Origin of the sequence: Christiangramia gaetbulicola, from assembly GCF_003054225.1 — a bacterium.
In the GTDB taxonomy this organism is placed as follows: Bacteria; Bacteroidota; Bacteroidia; order Flavobacteriales; family Flavobacteriaceae; genus Christiangramia; species Christiangramia gaetbulicola.
In genome coordinates this window covers 76,118-93,651 of record NZ_QBKQ01000003.1, presented here as the reverse complement: position 1 = coordinate 93,651, position 17,534 = coordinate 76,118, and the positions used below count along the sequence as shown (strand labels likewise).

Below are 17,534 nucleotides of genomic sequence, written 5' to 3'. Positions count from 1 at the left end.
CTATTATAAAGTAACAACTTCACCTCCGGCAGCTTCGATAGCTTCTTTCGCTGAGGCCGTAAATTTATGAACAGATATTTTCAACTTTGCCTTTAATTCACCTCTACCTAATATCTTAACAAGCTCGTTTCTTCCAGCAAGACCGTTTTCAGCTAAAACGTCCATATCCACTGTATCCTTAATTCTCCCTTCATCTACAAGAGCCTGAAGAGTATCAAGGTTAATACCCTGGTATACTTTACGATTTCTGTTAGTGAATCCAAATTTTGGAACACGTCTTTGAAGTGGCATCTGCCCACCTTCAAAACCAATCTTTTTAGAATAACCTGAACGTGACTTGGCACCTTTGTGACCTCTGGTAGCGGTTCCACCTTTACCAGATCCTTCACCACGACCAATTCGCTTGCTATTTTTTCTAACTGAACCTTCTGCAGGTTTTAAGTTACTTAAATCCATGAGAGATTATTATTTTGTTTCTTCAACAGAAACTAAGTGTTTAACTTTATTTACCATACCAAGGATGTTTGGCGTATCGTCATGCTCAACCGTCTGCCCGATTCTTTTAAGTCCTAATGACTCAAGAACAAGCTTTTGATTCTTCGTGCGGTTGATCGCACTTTTTACTTTTGTGACTTTTATCTTTCCCATCTTATTCCTTGATTTATCCTTTAAAAACCTTTTCCAATGAAACACCTCTTTGTTTTGCAACAGTTTCAGCGCTTCTTAATTGTAGTAAGGCATCAAAAGTAGCTTTTACCACGTTGTGAGGGTTCGAAGATCCCTGGTTCTTAGAAAGTACATCATGTACTCCTACAGATTCCAATACCGCACGAATCGCACCACCAGCAATAATACCGGTACCGGCAGCAGCTGGAAGCAACATTACTCTTGCTCCACCGTACTTACCTTTTTGTTCGTGAGGTAAAGTTCCTTTATGCAAAGGAATGCGTACCAGATTTTTCTTAGCATCTTCTACCGCTTTAGAGATAGCGTCTGCAACCTCCTTGGATTTTCCAAGTCCCTGTCCAACTACGCCATTCTCATCTCCAACTACAACAATAGCAGAGAATCCAAATGCTCTACCACCTTTTGTAACCTTAGTAACACGTTGTACTCCAACCAAACGATCTTTTAATTCAAGACCTCCTGGTTTTACATGTTCTACGTTTTTATAATCTTGATACATAATTTTCTAGAATTTTAGTCCTCCTTCGCGAGCACCTTCTGCTAATGATTTAACTCTACCGTGATATAAATAACCACCTCTATCAAAAGAGATCGTATCTATTCCGGCTTTCTTCGCTTTCTCTGCAATGGCTTTTCCAACCATTTGAGCCTGCTCTTTTCTATCTGCAGAAGCAGTAGCGATTTCTTTATCTCTTGAAGAAGCTGAAGCTAAGGTCTTACCTTCTACGTCGTCGATGATCTGAGCATAAATTTCTCTATTACTTCTAAAAACAGATAATCTAGGACGGCTTGTTGTTCCAACGATATCCTTACGGATACGTTTTCTGATTTTATTTCTTCTATCTTGTTTTGACACTGCCATAACTAAACTTTATTAAGCTGATTTACCTGCTTTTCTTCTCAATTGCTCTCCTACAAACTTAATACCTTTTCCTTTGTATGGTTCAGGCTTTCTGAATGAACGGATCTTCGCCGCAACTTGTCCTACAAGTTGTTTATCATAAGAAGTAAGCTTTACGATAGGGTTCTTACCTTTTTCTGATATAGTCTCCACCTTAATTTCCGGAGCCAAATCTAGTACAATATTATGGGAATAACCAACCGCAAGGTCTAACTTATTACCCTGGTTGCTCGCACGGTAACCTACACCTACTAATTCAAGAGATTTAGTATATCCGTTTGTAACTCCCTCAATCATATTGTTAACTAACGCACGATATAAACCATGTTTAGCTTTCTGATCACTTTTGTCTGAAGAACGCTCGAAAGTAATAACATTATCTTCGATTTTTACATCGATGTCATTTACTAGCTGCTTAAGTTCTCCTAATTTTCCTTTTACCGTTACAAGACCATCTTTGTGCTCTACTGTCACACCTTCTGGAATCGTAATTGGGCTTTTACCTATTCTTGACATTTCTTTAGTCTTTTAAGTATTAGTAAACGTAGCACAATACCTCACCACCAACTTTTTCAGCTTTTGCCTGTTTTCCAGTCATCACTCCGTGAGACGTAGAAACGATAGCAATTCCAAGACCGTTAAGGATTCTTGGGATCTCAGTTGATCCGGCGTATTTACGTAAACCAGGTTTACTTATTCTTTGAATTTTCTTAATTACCGGCTCTTTAGTTAGTTTATCATACTTAAGAGCGATCTTGATAGTTCCCTGAGCGGTAGTATCTTCGAACTTGTAACTAAGAATATATCCCTGATCGAATAATATCTTGGTGATCTCTTTCTTAACATTGGAAGCGGGAATTTCCACTACTCTGTGGTTTGCTGCATTAGCATTCCTGATTCTTGTTAAATAATCTGCAATAGGATCTGTATTCATTTATCTTAATTTGCGAATGTGGTTTTCAACTTTTTTATGAACCTTCATTCAATTTATAATTCTACCAGCTTGCTTTCTTAACCCCTGGAATAAGACCCTGGTTAGCCATTTCTCTGAACATTACTCGAGAAAGACCAAATTGTCTCATATACCCTTTAGGTCTACCTGTTAATTTACATCTGTTGTGTAAACGAACTGGAGAAGAGTTCTTTGGTAATTTCTGTAGGCCTTCGTAATCACCGGCTTCTTTAAGCGCAGCTCTTTTTTCAGCATACTTTTTTACCAATTTCTGTCTTTTTACCTCACGGGCTTTCATTGATTCTTTAGCCATAATTAGTTCTTTTTAAAAGGTAATCCTAGTTCTGTTAACAATGCTTTTGCTTCCTTATCGGTTTCAGCAGTCGTAACAAAAGTGATATCCATACCAGCAATTCTATTTACTGCATCAATATCGATCTCAGGGAAAATGATCTGCTCAGTGATCCCTAAGTTGTAGTTACCTCTACCATCAAATCCATTAGATTTGATTCCGTTAAAATCACGTACACGCGGTAACGCGGTAGTAATAAGTCTATCTAAGAATTCATACATTCTATATCCACGTAAAGTAACTTTAGCACCAATTGGCATTCCTTTACGCAGCTTAAACGATGCAACATCCTTTTTCGAAATAGTAGACACAGCTTTTTGACCACTGATCGCGGTAAGTTCGTCTACAGCGTGATCGATAAGTTTTTTATCTGCCACTGCTCCACCAACTCCACGGCTAATTACTATTTTCGTAAGTTTTGGCACCTCCATAATATTGGAGTAGCTGAATTCTTCCTTAAGAGCATTTTTCACTCTCTCGTTATATTCCTGTCTAAGTCTTGGTACGTATGCCATAACTATATTACTTCATTAGATTTTTTGGAAAATCTCACCTTCTTTCCATCCTCTTCCTTGTAACCAACTCTGGTAGTTTCACCATTCTTGTCGATTAGTGCAAGGTTAGAAATATGGATAGGAGCTTCTTTCTCCTTAATTCCACCTTGTGGATTAGAAGCACTAGGCTTCTCATGTTTAGAAATCATATTAACCCCTTCCACAATGGCTTTATTCTTTTCAATAAGTACCTTCTGCACTTTACCTTCCTGACCTTTATGGTCTCCGGCAATTACACGAACGGTATCTCCTGATTTTATCTTAAGCTTCGTCATTTTCTTAATGTATTAAAGCACTTCTGGTGCCAATGATACAATCTTCATGAATTGCTTATCACGAAGTTCACGAGCTACAGGACCAAATACACGGGTACCGCGCATTTCTCCCTGAGGACCTAATAACACACATGCGTTGTCATCGAAACGGATATAAGATCCGTCTGGTCTGCGAACTTCTTTCCTGGTACGAACAACAACTGCTGTTGAAACTGCACCCTTCTTGATGTTCCCGTTAGGTGTAGCTTCTTTTACACTGACAACGATCTTGTCTCCAACAGATGCGTATCTTTTCTTTGTACCTCCTAATACACGGATAGCTAAAACTTCTTTAGCTCCGGTATTATCTGCTACTTTTAGTCTGGACTCTTGTTGTACCATGATTATTTAGCTCTTTCAATTATTTCTACTAGTCTCCAAGTCTTGGATTTACTTAAAGGTCGTGTTTCCATGATCTTTACAGTATCACCTTCGTTGCAGTCGTTATTTTCGTCGTGTGCTACGTACTTTTTCGTTTTCAAAACGAATTTTCCATACATAGGATGTTTTACTTTTTTCACTTCAGAAACCACGATAGATTTCTGCATTTTGTTACTTGTAACAACTCCTACACGCTCTTTTCTTAAATTTCTTTTTTCCATCTTTCAGCAGAATAACAATTATTGTTGTTCTCTTTTAGTTAACTCTGTAGCTAGTCTCGCCACGTCTCTTCTTACAGTTCTTAACTGTATCGGATTTTCCAAAGGCGAAACAGCGTGAGCCATTTTTAAATCTGAATAAGCTTTACGAGACTTACCAAGCTCTTCTTGCAATTCTGCAACAGACAATTCTTTTACTTCTGATTGTTTCATAATTCCAATATTATTCTTGATAATCTCTAGCTACAACAAATTTAGTTCTCACAGGAAGCTTCTGCGCTGCAAGACGTAACGCCTCTTTAGCAGTTGCCATTGGTACACCACCAATTTCAAACATGATTCTTCCTGGCTTAACTACAGCTGCCCAATATTCCACGGCACCTTTACCTTTACCCATACGAACCTCAAGAGGTTTCTTAGTGATAGGTTTATCTGGGAAAATTTTGATCCAGATAGAACCTTCTCTTTTCATATAACGGGTAGCGGCGATACGCGCTGCTTCTATTTGACGAGCAGTAACGAAGCTGGAATCCATAGATTTGATTCCAAAGGTCCCGTTAGAAAGTCTGTGTCCTCTTTGAGACAAGCCCTTCATACGGCCTTTTTGTTGCTTACGGTATTTTGTTCTTTTAGGTTGTAACATTTTTTCTTTCCTTTAAAAAATTACTTTCTACGACGTGATTTGTTTCCACCTCGTCCGGCACCGGATTTCTTACCTTGGTTTTTCGCAAGGCCAACTAGAGGCGAAAGCTCTCTTTTTCCGTATACCTCACCTTTCATGATCCATACTTTAACACCCAATCTACCATAAGTAGTGTGTGCTTCAACTAAAGCATAGTCAATATCAGCCCTAAAAGTAGACAAAGGTATTCTTCCATCTTTGTATGATTCTGAACGTGCCATCTCAGCACCATTTAAACGTCCGGAAATCTCAATCTTGATCCCTTCAGCATTCATTCTCATTGCAGCCGCGATAGCCATCTTAATTGCACGACGATAAGAGATACGATTCTCTATCTGTCTGGCAACACTTGCCCCCACTAAGTGAGCGTCAAGTTCTGGCCTCTTAATCTCAAAGATGTTAATTTGAACCTCTTTGTCGGTAATCTTTTTAAGCTCTTCCTTAAGCTTGTCTACCTCTTGACCACCTTTACCGATAATGATACCAGGTCTAGCAGTAGTGATAGTAACGGTTACAAGCTTAAGCGTGCGCTCGATGATTACACGCGATACACTCGCTTTAGAAAGACGAGCATGGATATACTTTCTAATCTTATCGTCTTCGGCTAGTTTGTCGCCGTAGTCATTACCTCCGTACCAGTTGGATTCCCAACCTCTAATGATACCAAGGCGATTCCCGATTGGATTTGTTTTTTGTCCCATACTATCTCTTAGCTTTGTGTATTATTGTTTGCTCCAAGCACTAATGTAACGTGGTTGGATCTCTTTCTAATTCGGTGTGCACGACCCTGTGGAGCTGGACGAAGTCTTTTCAACATACTTCCTCCGTCTACACGAATCTCTTTCACAAATAATTCAGCTTCTTCAAGATTTGCATCTTCGTTTTTCGCTTGCCAGTTGGCAATCGCAGAAACTAAAAGCTTCTCTAAACGGTTTGATGCTTCTTTCTTGCTGAATTTCAAAATATGAAGCGCTTTTTCTACTTTTTCACCTCTTACCAGATCCGCCATAAGACGCATCTTTCTAGGCGAAGTAGGGCAGTTATTTAACTTTGCAAAAGCTACCTGTTTCTTGGCTTCTTTTATTTGCTCTGCTCTTTCTCTTTTACGAACTCCCATAGCTTCAATTATTTTCTACCTTTATTTTTTGCACCTGCGTGTCCTCTGAAAGAACGTGTTGGTGAAAATTCTCCTAGTTTATGACCTACCATGTTTTCAGTTACATAAACAGGAACAAATTGTTTCCCGTTATGTACTGCAATAGTTTGTCCTACGAAATCTGGAGTAATCATAGAAGCTCTAGACCAGGTTTTGATCACGGCTTTCTTTCCTGACTCAACATTCTGAGCCACTTTTTGTTCCAGTTTGTAATGAACGAAAGGTCCTTTTTTTAATGAACGTGCCATATCTTATTATTTCTTTCTAGTCTTTCTACGTTCTACAATATATTTATTACTCGCCTTCGTTCTTGAACGGGTCTTGAATCCTTTTGCAGGAAGACCTTTTCTTGAACGTGGGTGACCACCTGAAGCTCTACCTTCACCACCACCCATTGGGTGATCTACAGGGTTCATCGCTACTGGTCTAGTTCTTGGTCTGATTCCTAACCAACGGCTTCTACCGGCTTTACCACCGATCATTAGCTGATGGTCACTGTTAGAAACAGCTCCTATAGTCGCCATACACAATGCAAGAACTCTACGGATCTCACCAGAAGGCAATTTAATAGTAGCATACTTCCCTTCTCTTGCCAATAATTGAGCAAATGCACCTGCACTACGTGCCATTACAGCACCTTGTCCAGGTCTTAGCTCGATACAAGAGATCACAGTACCAAGAGGAATGTTTGCCAACGGCATTGCATTCCCGATTTCAGGAGTAGCAGCTTCATTAGCTGAAACTACATTTTGACCTACCTGAAGCCCGTTTTGAGCAATAATATACCTTTTCTCGCCATCCTGATAATTCAATAATGCGATAAAGGCCGTTCTGTTTGGATCGTATTCTATACTAGCGACTGTTGCAGGGATTCCCTGCTTGTCACGTTTAAAATCGATAATTCGGTAACGTTTCTTGTGACCACCACCTTTGTAGCGCATGGTCATCTTACCTTGACTGTTTCTACCACCTGATTTTTTTATCGGCGCCAATAGGCTTTTCTCCGGCTTATCAGTAGTAATGGCGTCATACCCATTCACTACTCTAAAACGCTGACCAGGTGTAATTGGTTTTAATTTTCTAACTGACATTCTTTAATCTTAAAGATTACTGTATAAATCAATAGTTTCACCTTCCGCCACCTGTACTATTGCTTTTTTGAAAGCATTAGTTTTACCAGTGATCATTCCAGATTTTGTATATCTGGTTTTACGATCTGGACGGACATTCATAGTTCGAACTTTAGTAACAGACACGCCATAAGCAGATTCGATCGCGTCTTTGATCTGAATCTTATTTGCCTTGTTACTTACCACGAAAGTGAAGCGATTATTCATCTCACTATCTGCGGTAGCTTTTTCTGTAATAACAGGTTTAATCAAGATGCTCATAACGGTTTATTAACTTAATTTCGACTCAATTCCTTCTAAAGACCCTTCTAAAAAGACAATACTTTTCGCATTAAGTATTTTGTAAGTACTTAATTCTGAGCTACTTATCACTTCAGACGTCTTTAAATTGCGCGACGACAAATATACATTTTTATTTGAGTCACCCAATACTATTAGCGATTTTTTACTTTCAATCCCCAGAGCCTTAAGAACTTCCATGAAGTTTTTGGTCTTTGGTGTATCGAAAGAAAAATCTTCAATTACCATAATTGCCTTATCATTTGCTTTGATAGAAAGCGCAGATTTTCTTGCAAGACGCTTAAGGTTTTTATTTAATTTAAAACCGTAATTTCTTGGTCTTGGTCCAAAAACACGTCCACCACCTTTAAAGATAGGAGACTTGATACTACCTGCTCTTGCAGTACCAGTACCTTTTTGTTTTTTGATCTTACGAGTAGAACCCGAGATCTCTGCTCTTTCCTTAGCTTTATGAGTACCCTGACGTTGGTTAGCCAGGTATTGTTTAACATCTAGATAAACAGCGTGCTCATTAGGCTCTATAGCGAAAACAGAATCAGAAAGCTGTGCTTTTCTGCCTGTTTCTTTTCCTTTTATATCTAAAACTGCTACTTCCATTACTTACTAATGATTACGTATGAGTTTTTATGTCCTGGCACACATCCTTTTACTACTAAAAGGTTCTTATCTGCCACAACCTTCAAAACTTTAAGGTTTTCAACTTTTACTCTCTCACCGCCCATTCTTCCGGCCATCTTCATTCCTTTGAATACTCTCGCAGGATACGATGCCGCTCCAATAGAACCGGGAGCTCTTAATCTGTTGTGCTGACCGTGAGTGGCCTGCCCAACACCTCCAAAACCGTGTCTCTTAACAACACCCTGGAAACCTTTACCTTTAGATGTACCTGCGATATCCACAAATTCACCTTCTTTGAAATGCTCCACGGTAACAGAGTCACCTAATTTGTAATCTTCATTATAACCCTGGAATTCAACGACTTTACGTTTTGCAACGGTTCCTGCTTTTTTAGCGTGCCCTTCAGCAGCTTTATTTACAGTCTTTTTGTCATCGAAACCAAGTTGAAGTGCTTCATACCCGTCAACCTCTTTGGTTCTGACTTGGGTAACCACGCATGGTCCAGCTTCGATCACGGTACATGGGACATTTTTCCCATTCTCGTCGAAGATGCTGGTCATACCGATCTTTTTTCCTATTAACCCAGACATATTTAATTAATTATTAATTGTTTACTTATTTAAAAAACTAAGGGCTGAAAAACACATTCAGCCCTGAATTGTATTTTTCACCGTTTTTCCTTTGCGAAACGCGCCAGACATGTTAACCGCGCACCGTAGTGCGCGGAACTGTTTTATCACACTTTGATCTCTACTTCTACACCACTTGGTAATTCAAGCTTCATCAACGCATCGATCGTCTTTGAAGAAGAGCTATAGATATCAAGTAATCTCTTGTAAGAGCTTAATTGAAACTGCTCTCTGGATTTCTTGTTCACGTGAGGTGAACGAAGAACAGTAAAGATTTTTTTGTTTGTTGGCAACGGAATTGGTCCGGTAACAACAGCTCCCGTAGTCTTTACGGTTTTTACAATCTTCTCTGCAGACTTGTCTACCAGGTTATGATCGTAAGATTTTAGTTTTATTCTGATTTTTTGACTCATTTCCTTAAGATTATTCGTTTGCTGCTCCTTTAGCTGCTTTGATCACTTCTTCAGAAATATTAGAAGGAGTTTCAGCATAGTGAGAGAATTCCATAGTTGAAGTTGCTCTACCAGATGAAAGTGTTCTTAATGTAGTTACATAACCGAACATTTCAGAAAGTGGCACTTCAGCTTTGATTACTTTCGCTCCAGATCTGTCTGACATGTTGTTTACCTGACCTCTTCTTCTGTTAAGGTCACCAACGATATCACCCATGTTTTCTTCTGGAGTTACAACTTCTACCTTCATGATTGGCTCAAGGATAACCGCTCCTGCTTTCTTAGCAGATTCTTTATATCCCATCTTAGCAGCCAATTCGAAAGAAAGTTGATCTGAATCCACAGGGTGGAAAGATCCATCCTTAAGAACAACTTTAAGGCTGTCCATTGTAAATCCTGCAAGAGGACCATTCTTCATAGCCTCTTCAAATCCTTTCTGTACTGAAGGAACAAATTCTTTAGGAATACGTCCACCTTTGATCTCATCTACGAACTGAAGACCAGTTCCTTCGAAATCTTCATCTACAGGTCCTAATTCGAATACGATATCTGCGAATTTACCACGACCACCAGATTGCTTTTTGTAAACCTCTCTGTGATCTGCAGGTCTTCTTACCGCTTCCTTGTACTCTACCTGAGGCTCACCAACGTTTACTTCTACTTTGAATTCACGCTTCATACGATCGATAATGATCTCTAAGTGAAGCTCACCCATACCAGAAATAATAGTCTGACCTGAGTTCTCATCAGTTTTTACTGTAAAAGTTGGATCCTCTTCAGCCAATTTACCAAGAGCCATCCCCATTTTCTCAACGTCTGCCTTAGTTTTAGGCTCTACTGCGATACCAATTACTGGTGCAGGGAAAGACATAGATTCAAGGATAATTGGGTGTTTAAGATCTGTAAGTGTATCACCGGTCTTAATATCTTTAAAACCTACAGCAGCTCCAATATCTCCAGCCTCGATACTATCGATAGGCTCTTGCTTGTTAGAGTGCATTTGATATATTCTTGAGATACGCTCTTTCTTACCAGAACGTACGTTTAATACGTAAGAACCAGCATCAAGAGTACCTGAATAAGCACGGAAGAATGCTAAACGACCCACGAAAGGATCGGTAGCAATTTTAAATGCAAGCGCAGAAAATGGAGAATCCACATTTGGCTTACGGCTTTCTTCTTCACCTGTATCAGGATTAGTACCAACGATAGCCTCAACATCTACTGGAGATGGAAGGTAACGCATAACAGCGTCAAGCATCGCCTGAACACCTTTATTCTTAAATGCAGAACCACACATCATCGGGATGATGCTCATATCTATAGTAGCAGCTCTTAATGCAGCGATGATCTCATCTTCAGTAATAGAAGATTCATCTTCGAAGAATTTCTCCATCAAAGCTTCATCATATTCTGCAACCGCTTCTACTAATTCTGCACGGTATTTATTTACATCTGCTTCTAATTCAGCAGGAATATCGATAGTATCATAGGTCATCCCGTGATCTTCGTCATTCCAGATAATCGCCTTCTTAGAAATAAGATCTACCACACCTTTGAAGTCGATTTCATCACCGATTGGAACCTGAAGAGGCACCGGGTTACCACCAAGCATTTCTCTTACCTGGCGACATACGTTGAAGAAATCTGCTCCCTGACGGTCCATTTTGTTAACGAAACCTAGACGTGGAACCCTATATTTATCTGCCTGTCTCCAAACAGTCTCAGACTGAGGCTCAACCCCGTCTACTGCAGAGAACAATGCAACAACACCATCAAGTACACGTAAAGAACGCTCTACTTCTACCGTAAAGTCAACGTGACCTGGGGTATCGATAATGTTAACTGTATATTCCTGATCTCTATAAGGCCACTTACAGTGTGTAGCTGCAGAGGTAATGGTAATACCACGCTCCTGCTCTTGCTCCATCCAGTCCATAGTAGCAGCACCATCATGAACTTCACCAATTTTGTGACTTATACCTGTATAATAAAGGATACGCTCTGTAGTCGTGGTTTTACCCGCGTCAATGTGAGCTGCAATTCCAATATTTCTAGTAAATTTTAAATCTCTTTGTGCCATGTTGTTTTAGAATCTAAAGTGAGAGAATGCTTTGTTAGCTTCAGCCATTTTATGAGTATCTACTCTTTTCTTAACAGCAGCTCCTTCTTCTTTCGCAGCAGCAAGAACTTCAGCAGCTAATTTAGCAGCCATAGATTTCTCATTTCTCTTACGCGCGAAGCTAATTAACCACTTCATAGCAGTAGACACCTTACGGTCTGGTCTTATCTGCATTGGGATTTGAAAAGTTGCACCCCCAACACGTCTACTTCTCACTTCTACGTGAGGCATAACGTTAGAAAGAGCGTCTTTCCAGATCTCTAATCCAGATTTCTCTTCGTCTTGTTTCTTTTCTTCTACGATCGCGATAGCGTCATAGAAAATTTTAAAGGCAACCGATTTCTTACCATCCCACATCATCATGTTCACAAAACGTGTCACAAGCTGATCGTTAAATTTTGGATCCGGTAAAAGAGGTCGTTTTTTCGCCTGTCTTTTTCTCATTTCTTTACATTAAAAGTTTTTAATTACTTCTTAGGGCGTTTAGCTCCGTACTTAGATCTACGCTGAGTTCTACCTTCAACACCGGCAGTATCTAGCGCACCACGAACAATGTGATATCTAACACCAGGCAAATCTTTTACCCTTCCACCTCTAACCAATACTATCGAGTGCTCTTGTAGATTGTGTCCTTCTCCCGGAATGTAGGCATTCACCTCTTTTCCGTTAGTCAACCTTACCCTAGCTACTTTTCTCATAGCCGAGTTTGGTTTCTTAGGAGTTGTTGTGTACACACGTGTACAAACACCTCTCCTTTGAGGGCACGAATCCAAAGCAGCCGATTTACTCTTCTTGGTTATTTTGGCTCTTCCTTTTCGTACTAATTGTGAAATTGTTGGCATAATTTCCTATACACTAATTATTAATAAAATTTACTCCCCTGTTTTTTAGGGTCTGCAAAGGTAGAAATAAATAATTATTATTCAAACCTTAGTTTATTAATTTTCAAGTTTTTCGGAAATTAAATAAGATTACGAGAATAAATTCTTCATAACTGGATACAATATTCAGTTCATGCGGATTCAACTGGACCTGATTTTCAACAGGAATTCAAGAATAAGAAGACTCCGTCCTATTGTATCTAATTGAGAAAAGCTCTACTGTGAAAATTCAGAATTATTGGATTTTTGATAAAAATCACACCCCTTCCCCAAAAGGAAATTAGCTTATCGACAATATACCCCCTTTATTAACACCTATTTAATAATAAGACTAATTTTTAATTCCAAAAGCTTGTTTAATTAACCATTTATTAGCACATTTGGCGCTGGCTAATTCAAACAAATTTAAAAATGAAAACAAAGTTTAGTAGTATTTTAACGCTATTACTGGCGTTTGTGGTGCAAATGACCTTTGCACAGGAACGAACGATTACCGGTACAGTGACAGACGAAGACGGTCTGCCACTACCCGGTGTAAACATCGTTGTAAAAGGTACATCCACTGGTGTACAAACCGATTTTGATGGTAACTATTCCATCTCTGCACAACAAGGAGATGTTCTTGTATTCTCTTTCATCGGTCTTAAAAAGACTGAGTATGCAGTAAGCAACAATGACACTATCGATGTTATTATGGAGGCAGATGCCGCCCAACTGGATGAAGTTGTTGTTACCGCGCTTGGTATTGAAAGAGAGAAGAAGTCGCTTGGTTACGCGACGCAGGAAGTTGGAGGTGAAGCTGTTGCAGACAACCCAACTCAAAACTTCGTAAACGCTCTTTCTGGTAAAGTTGCCGGTCTTAACATTAAGACTTCTGGTACTATGGGAGGTTCTACCAACGTTGTAATTCGTGGTAACTCTTCTTTAACTGGAAACAACCAGGCTCTTTTCGTTATTGATGGTACTCCTGTGAGTAACCTTAACACTAACGGATCTAGCCAGCAAACTGGTCGTGGTGGTTATGACTACGGTAACGCCGCTTCGGATATTAACCCGGCCGACATTGCTTCGATCAACGTACTTAAAGGTGCTGCCGCTACTGCATTATTTGGAGCTAGAGCTGCTAACGGTGCGATTATCATCGAAACTAAAAAAGGACGTAAGAGTAAAGGAATTGGAGTTTCTGTTCAGTCTTCTATTACTGTAAGTAACCCAGACATGAAAACTCTTCCTGAGTATCAGAAAGAATATGGTGCTGGTTACGGTGCTTACTACGATTCAGAAGATGGTTACTTCAACCTTTATGACATTGATGGTGATGGTAACTTAGATGAAGCTACTCCATTTACAGAAGATGCTTCTTTTGGTGCTGCTTTTGACCCTAACAGAATGATCTATCAGTGGAACTCAATCTATCCACAATTAGATACTTACCAACAAGCTAGCCCATGGGTTGCTGGAGAAAATGACCCTAACTCAATCTGGGAAACTGGTTATACTTCTATCAACTCTGTAGCTTTAGATGGTGGAACAGAAAAGAGTTCATTCAGAATAAGTGGAACTCACCTGAACCAACAAGGTAACTTACCTAACTCATTGATCAAGAGAAACACGCTTAAATTCAGTGGTTCTCATGATTTCACTGACAAGTTCAGTGCTCAGGCAAACATTACTTACACAAAGACAGACGGTAAAGGACGTTACGGAACTGGATATAGTTCATTAAACGTAATGCAGCAGTTTAGACAATGGTTCCAAACTAACGTAGACTTCCAGGAGCAAAGAGAGGCTTATTTCGCAACAGGTGAGAACATTACCTGGAACCCGAACAGCCCATCAGATCTTTCTCCAATCTACTCTGATAACCCTTACTTTACTTTCTACGAGAACTTTCAGACAGATACTCGTAACAGATACTTTGGTAACGTAAACCTTAATTACGAATTCAACGATGTATTCAGCCTTCTAGGTAGATTTACATTCGATACTTATGATGAACTACAGGAAGAAAGAATTAACGTAGGTAGTGCAGACGTAGCAAAATATAGCCGTTACAACAACAGAGCTGCAGAATACAACTACGACCTTATTCTTAACTTCAACAAAGATGTTACTGAAGATCTTAACGTAGATGGTAACGTTGGTTTCAACTTAAGAAGAAACGAAAGAAACAGTATTTATGCTCAAACAAACGGTGGATTAAACGCGCCTGGATTCTATGCATTAAGCAACAGTGCCAGCCCGCTAAACCCTCCAACAGAGTATGAAATGACAAGAATGCTAGATGGTATCTATGCTAGAGCTGGTGTTGGTTATTTAGACACTTACTATCTTGAAGGAACTATCCGTAGAGACCGTTCTTCTACTTTACCTATAGAAGACAACAACAACGTATTCTACTACCCTTCTATCTCTACAAGTATCATCCTATCTAACGTGATCAACGGAGACTGGTTATCTTTTGCTAAGTTAAGAGCTAACTACGCCGAAGTTGGTAACGATACAGATCCTTACAACGTATTCAACACTTATACAATTTCCGCACCATTTGGTGGAGCAGGTGTAGCTAGTAACAATAGCAGCTTGAACAATCCAAACTTGAAGCCGGAGCGTATGAAGTCTTACGAATTTGGTTTAGAGGCTAACTTCTTCGACAGAAGAGTAGGTTTTGATGTATCTTACTACAACTCTCAAACTGAAGACCAGATTACTCCAGTACCAGTTTCTACTGCTACAGGTTTCACATCTAAATTACTTAACGCAGGTACTATCGAGAACAAGGGTGTTGAAGTTTCTTTAAACCTTAACCCAATTAGAACTGAAGATTTCAACTGGAACATTAACGTGAACTGGGCGAAAAACGAGAACACAGTTCTTGAATTAACTGATGGTATTGACAACTTACAGTTGGCAAGTGTACAAGGTGGTATTTCTATCAACGCTGCACCAGGACAACCTTACGGAGCTATTAGAGGTACAGATTACGTATATGATGATCAAGGAAACAAATTGATCAACTCTGGTGGTTACTACCAAAGAACTCCTAACGCTAACTACATCATTGGTAACATCCAGCCAGATTGGAATGGTGGTGTTCAGAACACTTTCGCATACAAGAACCTATCTTTAGGATTCCTTATCGATGTTCAGAAAGGTGGAGATATTTTCTCTCTTGACCAGTGGTATGGTACTGCAACTGGTATTTACCAGAGCAGTGTTGGAACTAACGAACTTGGTAACCCAATTAGAAACACAATCGCTAACGGTGGTGGTGTAATCCTAGACGGTGTACAAGGTGATGTTACTTTCAATCCTGATGGATCTTACGAAGTGACTAACACTTCTCCTAACACTACAAGAGCTAGAACAGATTATTTCGGTAACCCTTACGGTTACGCGAGAAACGCTAACGCAGGTCACGTATATGACGCTTCTTACGTTAAATTAAGAGAAGCTAACATTACCTATAACTTTGGAGATAAATTCATCGACGCTACTCCATTTACAAGAGCTTCAATCTCTTTAATTGGACGTAACCTATGGATCATCGACAAGAACATTCCTTACTCTGATCCAGAAGCAGGTCTAAGTTCTGGTAACATCCAGGGATACCAGTCTGGTGCTTACCCAACTATGAGAGAAATAGGTGCTAGTCTTAAATTTAACTTTTAATAAAATTAACTATGAAAAAATATATTGTTGCTATAACAGCACTCGTGGTACTTTGGTCTTGCCAAAGCGACGAGAAGTATGAGGACCTGAATAGGGATCCGAAAAACCCTACTGAAGTAGCTTCCGACTTTTTGTTCACAGCAGCTACGGTAAGTATAGGAGATTATACAGCCAGTCCTAACGTAAACAGAACCCTTTACAGGTTCCTAGGGCAGTATTTCACAGCTACGACTTATCTTGATGAGCCTAACTATGATTTCACTGCAAGACAGAACCCAGATGCAGTTTGGTCTGAATTTTACAGAGATGTGATCTTTGATCTTCAGAATGCAAAAAGCATCGTAATGGAAGACACTGAACTAGAGCAATCTGAAAAGGATGCTAGATTAGGACAGTTAGAAGTAGTAGAAGTATACGCTTGGCATTTATTGGTAGATTCGTTTGGAGATATTCCTTACACTCAAGCCGTACAGGCAGATGAGTTCCCTCTACCAGCTTACGATAACGATACTGCTATATACGAAGATCTTATTTCAAGATTAAACAGTGTAACTACAATGCTTAATGCAGGACAGGGTTACACAACCGCTGATGTTATTTACGGTGGTGATATGGATGCATGGGTAAAGTTTGCAAACTCTCTTAAACTTAGAATGGGTCTAAGATTGCAAGATGTAAACCCAAGTTTAGCTCAAAGTACTGTTGAATCTGCTATCGCAGGAGGAGTATTTACTTCTAATGACGATATCGCAGCTATCAATTACCAGAGTACTACTCCAAACACTAACCCGCTATGGGAAGATCTAGTACAGAGTGGTCGTTCAGATTTCTTGGCTGCAAACACATTGGTTGATTACATGAACCAGTTTGAAGATCCAAGAAGAATGGCTTATTTCGATGATAACGTAGAAGGTTACATTGGTGGTATCTATGGTGCCAGTAACAACTACGGATCTTACTCTCACGTTGGTGATCAATTATTAGATCCAACAAGAGAAGGTCTTTTAATCGACTATGCTGAAGTTGAATTCAACCTTGCAAATGCTGCTGAATTAGGTTATGCAGGTGCAGGTGACGCAGAGACTCACTATAATGATGCAATTACTGCTTCTATTACTTACTGGGGACTTTCTGCTGACGAAGCTGCAGCTTACCTAGCACAGCCAGATGTTGCATATGATGGTTCAACTGAACAACTTGCAACTCAATTCTGGATTGCTATGTATGACAACCCATTCCAGGGATGGTCTGTATGGAGATTATATGATGAACCAGCGTTAAGAATTCCTCAGGAATACTGCAACCTAGTTCCTTACAGATATACTTATCCTGTAGATGAGCAAAACCTTAACAACGCCAATTACATCGATGCTTCGACTGCAATTGGAGGTGATGATACTCAAACTCCTATTTTCTGGGATACTACAACTCCAGACCAATCAACTTATGTTGGTTGTCTAGATGAATAAAAATTGATTTAAGATCAGTTTAATTAAACCACCCTTAACCGGGTGGTTTTTTTATTTATAAAAG

26 protein-coding genes are annotated in these 17,534 nt (G+C 39.6%); 2 read left to right on the top strand and 24 right to left on the bottom strand.

The window, feature by feature from the left end; translation table 11 throughout:
• Positions 1-3: 3 nt before the first annotated feature.
• The 24 genes from rplO to rpsL form a co-directional block, all read right to left on the bottom strand.
• Positions 4-456: a 50S ribosomal protein L15 gene (gene rplO, locus C8P64_RS11885; protein WP_108172310.1), complete on the bottom strand. Its 453-nt coding sequence runs from the start codon at positions 454-456 to the stop codon at positions 4-6.
• Between the two features lie 9 nt (positions 457-465).
• Positions 466-648: a 50S ribosomal protein L30 gene (gene rpmD / locus C8P64_RS11880; RefSeq protein ID WP_208012724.1), complete on the bottom strand. Its 183-nt coding sequence runs from the start codon at positions 646-648 to the stop codon at positions 466-468.
• Between the two features lie 13 nt (positions 649-661).
• Positions 662-1,186 carry a 30S ribosomal protein S5 gene (rpsE, locus tag C8P64_RS11875; protein WP_011710679.1) on the bottom strand — a complete coding sequence of 175 codons (525 nt, stop codon included), beginning with the start codon at positions 1,184-1,186 and terminating at the stop codon, positions 662-664.
• Between the two features lie 6 nt (positions 1,187-1,192).
• Positions 1,193-1,549, bottom strand: coding sequence for a 50S ribosomal protein L18 (gene rplR / locus C8P64_RS11870; RefSeq protein WP_108172308.1), 357 nt, complete (start codon positions 1,547-1,549; stop codon positions 1,193-1,195).
• Between the two features lie 12 nt (positions 1,550-1,561).
• On the bottom strand, positions 1,562-2,104 hold the full coding sequence (rplF, locus tag C8P64_RS11865; protein WP_108172307.1) for a 50S ribosomal protein L6: 543 nt from the start codon (positions 2,102-2,104) through the stop codon (positions 1,562-1,564).
• Between the two features lie 19 nt (positions 2,105-2,123).
• Positions 2,124-2,522 carry a 30S ribosomal protein S8 gene (rpsH, locus tag C8P64_RS11860; protein WP_108172306.1) on the bottom strand — a complete coding sequence of 133 codons (399 nt, stop codon included), beginning with the start codon at positions 2,520-2,522 and terminating at the stop codon, positions 2,124-2,126.
• Between the two features lie 61 nt (positions 2,523-2,583).
• Positions 2,584-2,853 carry a 30S ribosomal protein S14 gene (gene rpsN, locus C8P64_RS11855; protein ID WP_011710683.1) on the bottom strand — a complete coding sequence of 90 codons (270 nt, stop codon included), beginning with the start codon at positions 2,851-2,853 and terminating at the stop codon, positions 2,584-2,586.
• Between the two features lie 2 nt (positions 2,854-2,855).
• The gene (rplE, locus tag C8P64_RS11850) at positions 2,856-3,407 is read right to left on the bottom strand and encodes a 50S ribosomal protein L5 (protein WP_108172305.1); all 552 of its coding nucleotides are present in this window, start codon (positions 3,405-3,407) and stop codon (positions 2,856-2,858) included.
• 2 nt (positions 3,408-3,409) lie between these two features.
• Entirely contained in the window at positions 3,410-3,721 is a 312-nt protein-coding gene (gene rplX, locus C8P64_RS11845; protein ID WP_108172304.1) for a 50S ribosomal protein L24, read from the bottom strand.
• A gap of 12 nt (positions 3,722-3,733) precedes the next feature.
• Entirely contained in the window at positions 3,734-4,102 is a 369-nt protein-coding gene (gene rplN / locus C8P64_RS11840) for a 50S ribosomal protein L14 (RefSeq protein ID WP_026933550.1), read from the bottom strand.
• A gap of 2 nt (positions 4,103-4,104) precedes the next feature.
• The gene (gene rpsQ, locus C8P64_RS11835; protein WP_011710687.1) at positions 4,105-4,362 is read right to left on the bottom strand and encodes a 30S ribosomal protein S17; all 258 of its coding nucleotides are present in this window, start codon (positions 4,360-4,362) and stop codon (positions 4,105-4,107) included.
• Between the two features lie 18 nt (positions 4,363-4,380).
• Positions 4,381-4,572: a 50S ribosomal protein L29 gene (gene rpmC, locus C8P64_RS11830; RefSeq protein ID WP_011710688.1), complete on the bottom strand. Its 192-nt coding sequence runs from the start codon at positions 4,570-4,572 to the stop codon at positions 4,381-4,383.
• Between the two features lie 10 nt (positions 4,573-4,582).
• Positions 4,583-5,002: a 50S ribosomal protein L16 gene (rplP, locus tag C8P64_RS11825; RefSeq protein ID WP_108172303.1), complete on the bottom strand. Its 420-nt coding sequence runs from the start codon at positions 5,000-5,002 to the stop codon at positions 4,583-4,585.
• Positions 5,003-5,022: 20 nt separating this feature from the next.
• Positions 5,023-5,742 carry a 30S ribosomal protein S3 gene (gene rpsC / locus C8P64_RS11820; protein WP_011710690.1) on the bottom strand — a complete coding sequence of 240 codons (720 nt, stop codon included), beginning with the start codon at positions 5,740-5,742 and terminating at the stop codon, positions 5,023-5,025.
• 8 nt (positions 5,743-5,750) lie between these two features.
• A complete protein-coding gene (rplV, locus tag C8P64_RS11815; RefSeq protein WP_011710691.1) occupies positions 5,751-6,158 on the bottom strand; it encodes a 50S ribosomal protein L22 in 408 nt (135 codons plus the stop codon).
• 8 nt (positions 6,159-6,166) lie between these two features.
• Positions 6,167-6,445 (bottom strand): 30S ribosomal protein S19, encoded by a 279-nt coding sequence (gene rpsS / locus C8P64_RS11810; RefSeq protein ID WP_011710692.1) that lies wholly within the window; start codon positions 6,443-6,445, stop codon positions 6,167-6,169.
• A 6-nt stretch (positions 6,446-6,451) separates the two neighbouring features.
• Complete coding sequence (rplB, locus tag C8P64_RS11805) at positions 6,452-7,288, bottom strand: 50S ribosomal protein L2 (protein WP_108172302.1); 837 nt, start codon at positions 7,286-7,288, stop codon at positions 6,452-6,454.
• A gap of 9 nt (positions 7,289-7,297) precedes the next feature.
• Positions 7,298-7,588: a 50S ribosomal protein L23 gene (rplW, locus tag C8P64_RS11800; protein ID WP_108172301.1), complete on the bottom strand. Its 291-nt coding sequence runs from the start codon at positions 7,586-7,588 to the stop codon at positions 7,298-7,300.
• 9 nt (positions 7,589-7,597) lie between these two features.
• Complete coding sequence (gene rplD / locus C8P64_RS11795) at positions 7,598-8,224, bottom strand: 50S ribosomal protein L4 (protein WP_108172300.1); 627 nt, start codon at positions 8,222-8,224, stop codon at positions 7,598-7,600.
• A complete protein-coding gene (rplC, locus tag C8P64_RS11790; RefSeq protein WP_108172299.1) occupies positions 8,224-8,835 on the bottom strand; it encodes a 50S ribosomal protein L3 in 612 nt (203 codons plus the stop codon). The genes rplD and rplC overlap by 1 nt, the downstream gene beginning before the upstream one ends.
• Positions 8,836-8,981: 146 nt before the next feature.
• A complete protein-coding gene (rpsJ, locus tag C8P64_RS11785; RefSeq protein ID WP_026915146.1) occupies positions 8,982-9,287 on the bottom strand; it encodes a 30S ribosomal protein S10 in 306 nt (101 codons plus the stop codon).
• A 10-nt stretch (positions 9,288-9,297) separates the two neighbouring features.
• Entirely contained in the window at positions 9,298-11,409 is a 2,112-nt protein-coding gene (gene fusA, locus C8P64_RS11780) for an elongation factor G (RefSeq protein ID WP_108172298.1), read from the bottom strand.
• 6 nt (positions 11,410-11,415) lie between these two features.
• Positions 11,416-11,892, bottom strand: coding sequence for a 30S ribosomal protein S7 (gene rpsG, locus C8P64_RS11775; RefSeq protein WP_108172297.1), 477 nt, complete (start codon positions 11,890-11,892; stop codon positions 11,416-11,418).
• A gap of 23 nt (positions 11,893-11,915) precedes the next feature.
• Positions 11,916-12,290 carry a 30S ribosomal protein S12 gene (rpsL, locus tag C8P64_RS11770; protein ID WP_010230128.1) on the bottom strand — a complete coding sequence of 125 codons (375 nt, stop codon included), beginning with the start codon at positions 12,288-12,290 and terminating at the stop codon, positions 11,916-11,918.
• A 450-nt stretch (positions 12,291-12,740) separates the two neighbouring features.
• Between rpsL and C8P64_RS11765 the strand changes: the two genes are divergently transcribed.
• Positions 12,741-16,001: a SusC/RagA family TonB-linked outer membrane protein gene (locus C8P64_RS11765; RefSeq protein WP_108172296.1), complete on the top strand. Its 3,261-nt coding sequence runs from the start codon at positions 12,741-12,743 to the stop codon at positions 15,999-16,001.
• An 11-nt stretch (positions 16,002-16,012) separates the two neighbouring features.
• On the top strand, positions 16,013-17,470 hold the full coding sequence (locus C8P64_RS11760) for a SusD/RagB family nutrient-binding outer membrane lipoprotein (RefSeq protein ID WP_108172295.1): 1,458 nt from the start codon (positions 16,013-16,015) through the stop codon (positions 17,468-17,470).
• Positions 17,471-17,534 lie beyond the last annotated feature (64 nt).